Here is a 3,466-nt window from a genome sequence, read left to right on the forward strand (position 1 = left end):
ATCCCGGATAGATGCCGAGGTCCGACCCCGGTAAGGTAGACACAGGATGTCGGTGTTACAGAATCGTCGCCATCAAATGTGGTTGGAGGAGTCAGACCCCATGGCCCGTTTTTTTTGATTTTATAAAGCAGAGGGGTTGGGTGGGTCAGACCCCATGGGTGCACTAAGCGGCCAAAAGGGTTTCTGGAAAAGATTTGTATCGACATTCCGCACGACTAACGAGGTCCGATCCCGATGTAGGAGAGACACAATGGGCAGGAACAGAAAGATACACGTGGACGGGAATGAAATTACGGTTGTGGACAATCATGAGCAGGACTATATTTCCATGACCGATATGGTACGTAACATCGATAACGGATTGGCTCTCATCGAGAAATGGCTTCGTAACAAAAACACTATTGAATTTCTGGGGATCTGGGAGCAGATGTACAACCCCGATTTTAATTCCCCCGAATTCGAGGGAATTAAAAATGAGGCCGGTCTGAATCGTTTTGTTCTCTCCGTTAAGCAGTGGACCGAGAAAACACATGCTATCGGCGTGATTGCCAAAGCTGGACGCTATGGCGGCACGTATGCCCACAAAGACATTGCATTTGAGTTTGCCAGCTGGATTTCACCTCAATTCAAGCTCTATCTTATTAAAGAATTTCAGCGTCTGAAAGACGAAGAATTCAAACAGCTCGGATGGGATATTCGTCGCAATCTCACAAAAATAAATTATCGCATCCATACTGATGCCATTAAAGAGCACCTGATCCCCCCGGAGCTGACTAAAAATCAGGTGAGCTTTATTTATGCATCAGAAGCAGACATATTGAACATGGCACTGTTTGGAAAAACTGCCAAAGAGTGGAGAGATGAAAACACTGAAGATAAGGGCAACATACGTGATTATGCCAATGTAGCACAACTGGTGTGCCTGGCAAATATGGAAAACATGAACGCGCATTTTATTCAACAGGGACTTGATCAATCTGAAAGGCTACGAATTTTAAATAATACAGCTATTCAGCAAATGAAGCTGTTAACAGAAGATAAAACAGTAAAGAAATTGAAGTGAAAAGCACGGTAGCCACAAAGGGATAAACTTGAAATCCTTAATAAAAGAACCCCCGAGCAATCGGAATTATCTGGACAAAATCCTTGCAAAGGGTCGTTTCGGGGAGATACGGGAAGATATTTTTATGCCACGTGAGGCCCATGTCGACGAGTCCCTCTGGCCGGCATCCGTGGAAAAAACTCATTCCGGAGCCGAGGGGGCCGCGCTGACGACCTTTCCATCATAGACACCTACATGGCCGGCCTGGTCAGATGGCTCCACTATATCGGCATCAAAACAAGCTACAGCTGTGACGGGCATGGGGAAAGACCATCCCTGGTTGAGGTTATCACGGGTGTCGGCATCGCCCTCTGGATCTTGAGAACCAGAAGCCGTTTCTTTCAAAAACGAAGAGGTATTTCCATCACCTACCAGCAGCCCCTGCGCGGCCGAAACGTATCACCTCCCCGCACGGCCAACCGGTACCACCTGCTCAAGGTTGCGGAATGGCTGTATGAGAAACGGGACGAGCTGAAGGATCTTGTGGGGAAGATGAGAAGCATCAGCGACAGGGGCAGGCCCGGGCGGTACATGAGATGATGGAAAACTGCCTTCACTTGAGAGTGGCACGTTTAGCTGAGCCAATGAAAGGGAGTATAATCAGCTTATTAAACCAAACCCCGTTCGAAATGTTGAGTTTCCATTGAGTCCCGATGATATACCGCAGACCTGTAGGGGCGATTCAAGAATCGCCCGCTTTTCTGCGCCCCGGGAGGTGCAGAAAAGCAAACGGGTTGCCGGAAATCTATGGTTTTGGACGTGATATGTCGGTACCCTCAAAAACTACGGGTTTCAAAGCAGATTTGGTTTAAGCGGATAAAAGGGCCTTTTCGGGATAATTTATGATGATATCCCGGATAGATGCAGAGGTCCGACCCCCTGTATCATCAGGTTTGGTTTAACGAGGTTCGACCCCGATATGAAACCATATGATACATATCAATCCAGATAGTCACACTGCCACGGAGGGAGTATGGAAAACGGATTTGCTGGTCGGGTGAAGATGGGTGAGGTCGCCGGAAAATATGATATTCCCTGGGCGGAGTGGATGACTATTTCCGGATTTGTTTTCCACAAGGATTACCGGATGAGCGATTTTCCCAGAACCCCGGAAGGCAAGGTCTGGTACGACATGCCTGATGACGACTATTTTTCCTGGCTGGCCGACTATCTTCCCGGGAACATCCCCGATCTGACGCCCGAGCAACAGAAATTTCGGGATGATCCCAAGGGAGACAACTACCTGTCAGGCTTCTGGATCGGAGATATGGGGGCATCCTATGACAGGGAAATCGCGAGGTATCCCATTTTCGATTTCCCGGAGGATTTCGATGAGACCTGCGATTTTTCCGCGGTCAGGGAATCGGATGCGGCCATGATCGACTATGACGGCTATCTCGAGTGGGCCTCATACGGTGACCCCGAAGATCCCGTCATGACTCGGAACGAATTCATTTTGGAATCCTACGGTATCCAGCAGATGTGGATAAAAAACCAAAAGGATTTTGCCCGCTACTGGCCGGAATTCGGCAAATTTGATTCCCTGAATGTTCTGTTCATGGTCAGCGGCTTTTCCAGCGAACCCCCCGATGCCGGATGGCGAACCCTGCTCGGTATGGCCCTGGAAAATATTCCTGACAAAAACAAACGTATTGCCGAACTGGAGCAGTTCTATCGGATCTGGCATGAGGATGTCACCAAATAAGCGATACAGGATGTCGGTGTTACAGAATCGTCGCCATCAAACGTGGTCTGAGGAGTCAGACCCCATGGGTGCACTATAAAAGAATTTCAGCGGCTCAAAGAAACGGAGCAAAAACAACTTGGCTAGGATGTCAGACGCCAACTTGCAAAAATCAACTATCGTATCCATACCGATGCCATTAAAAAAAACCTGATTCCACCAGAACTAACAAAACAACAGGTGTCATTTATATATGCTTCAGAAGCGGACATTCTAAATATGGCTTTGTTCGGAAAAACGGCAAAATACTGGAGGGATGAGCATCCCGAAGACAAAGGAAATATCAGGGACTATGCCAATGTAAGCCAACTCGTCTGCCTGGCAAATCTGGAAAACCTGAATGCGCATTTTATCCAACAGGGACTGGAGCAATCTGAAAGGCTACGAATTTTAAATAATACAGCTAGTCAACAAATGAAGCTGTTAACAGAAGATAAAACAGTAAAGTCATTGAAGTGAAAAGCACGGTAGCCACAAAGGGATAAATTTGAAATCCTTACTAAAAGAACCCCCGGGCAATGGGAATTATCTGGACAAAATCCTTGCAAAGGGTCGTTTCGGGGAGATACGGGAAAATATTTTTATGCCACGTGAGGCCCATGTCGACGAGTCCCTCTGGC

General features: G+C 47.5%; 4 protein-coding genes. All 4 read left to right on the plus strand.

Features of this window, described 5'->3' with window-relative positions; all coding sequences use genetic code 11:
- Positions 1–250 precede the first annotated feature (250 nt).
- Positions 251–1,063: a KilA-N domain-containing protein gene (locus ACY692_RS14615; RefSeq protein ID WP_462326113.1), complete on the plus strand. Its 813-nt coding sequence runs from the start codon at positions 251–253 to the stop codon at positions 1,061–1,063.
- Between the two features lie 234 nt (positions 1,064–1,297).
- A complete protein-coding gene (locus tag ACY692_RS14620; RefSeq protein ID WP_462326114.1) occupies positions 1,298–1,642 on the plus strand; it encodes a hypothetical protein in 345 nt (114 codons plus the stop codon).
- Between the two features lie 433 nt (positions 1,643–2,075).
- On the plus strand, positions 2,076–2,807 hold the full coding sequence (locus ACY692_RS14625; protein ID WP_462326115.1) for a hypothetical protein: 732 nt from the start codon (positions 2,076–2,078) through the stop codon (positions 2,805–2,807).
- Between the two features lie 258 nt (positions 2,808–3,065).
- Positions 3,066–3,305: a hypothetical protein gene (locus ACY692_RS14630; protein ID WP_462326116.1), complete on the plus strand. Its 240-nt coding sequence runs from the start codon at positions 3,066–3,068 to the stop codon at positions 3,303–3,305.
- Positions 3,306–3,466 lie beyond the last annotated feature (161 nt).

The sequence above is a fragment of the Desulfoplanes sp. genome, from assembly GCF_054921335.1.